The organism is Bacillus sp. AFS031507 (assembly GCF_002584635.1).
Lineage (GTDB): Bacteria > Bacillota > Bacilli > Bacillales > Cytobacillaceae > Neobacillus.
Genome location: NZ_NUOW01000102.1, coordinates 1 through 1474, shown reverse-complemented (window position 1 = coordinate 1474; position 1474 = coordinate 1). Strand labels below are relative to the sequence as shown.

Below are 1474 nucleotides of genomic sequence, written 5' to 3'. Positions count from 1 at the left end.
CTGTTGCTCCTGTTACTCCGGCGGCTCCGGCAGGTCCCGTTGCTCCTGTTGCACCAGCGGCTCCAGCAGGTCCCGTTGCTCCTGTTGCTCCGGTAGGTCCCGTTGCTCCTATATATCCACCAGGTGCATATAACTTGACTTCGACTTTTTGCTCTACCTTCGATTTTTGTTTAGATTTGCACTGACATTTTTCGTGCCCACAATCTTTACAATTTTTTCGATCGCATTGACATGTTTTGTGCCCGCAATCTTTACATTTTTTATTATTACTCAATTTTTTCACCTCCTTTAACGGTATCATATGCTGGGAAATTTATTCGGAATGGACAAGTTCCCTATAATTTTTAAATTTGATTTCAATATTTTATTTTTTAATAACACTCGATATCATATTAATAGGAAATAAGAATGGGCCGATAAAAAGCCTAAATTAAAGATCACCCATGAACAATTTCGTAGGAGATATGTTTTCAATTCAGTCACCTCTAAATACTCCGGATTACATGTACATTATCTATTCGGATGAAGATTCCTATGCTGCAACTACATATTCGAATATAAAAAAAATCTCCCTAATGCAGGAGATTTAACAATTATTCGATTTTAATTCTAAAAGTTCCTTAGTCATAGGGCTCCCCAGTTGTTTGAATCTGCAGATTGTTGAATTCTCCGTTAGAGCCCTGTGAGTCCAAGGTAATTTCTGCCGAATATTTCCTTCCCTTTCATCCGGCCGGTTTGATCGAAAGCTCGGAAACTGCTTTACAGCTTCACTTTGAGTTTGTGAGAGTTTCATATCCATTCGAAACTAATTTAATTTTTTAATGACAATAGAAGCGTTTACGTTTGTTTGTGTGCCTCCTGCAAGTGTCTGAAGGGTAACTGCTGCAGCAGAAGAATGATTTCGAAGGGTAATAACATCGCCGGCTGCTATGGCGATTATAGCCTGACCGTTGTTTTGCTGAGTGCCAGCACCTGAACCGTAGACAGTTCCCACAACCGGCGCCCCATTTAAAAATAGTGCGAATTGGTTGGGTTCTACACCCGACACGGAGAAAGTAACCTCGTAGTCTCCCGGACTCGTAACTAAAATTTGAGATGTTCCGGGGGCATGCGTAATTCCAGGTGTAATTATTCCATTTGAATCAAAAATGACATCCGCCTCTATAGGTACAACTTGAGCACCGAGGTTGTAAATATACCCGTATAGGGATAATCCACCTGCTGCTCCGGTTGCTCCCGTTGCCCCAGTAGCTCCCGTTGCTCCTGCTTGTCCAGTTGCTCCCGTTGCGCCTGTTGCTCCTGTTGCTCCAGCTACTCCAGTTGGTCCAGTTTCTCCTGTTGCGCCTGTAGCTCCAGTTTCTCCTGTTGCTCCAGTTTCTCCTGTTGCTCCCGTTGCTCCATCTACTCCAGCTGGTCCAGTTTCTCCTGTTGCTCCTGTTGTTCCCGTTGCGCCTGTTGCTCCCGTTGCTCCCGT

General features: G+C 43.9%; 1 protein-coding gene and 1 pseudogene. Both read right to left on the bottom strand.

Features of this window, described 5'->3' with window-relative positions:
- A pseudogene (locus tag COE25_RS31185) lies at positions 1-274 on the bottom strand (hypothetical protein); the annotation flags it as partial.
- Positions 275-805: 531 nt separating this feature from the next.
- The coding region (locus COE25_RS30025) for a BclA C-terminal domain-containing protein (RefSeq protein WP_483861200.1) at positions 806-1474 on the bottom strand (669 nt) is incomplete at its 5' end.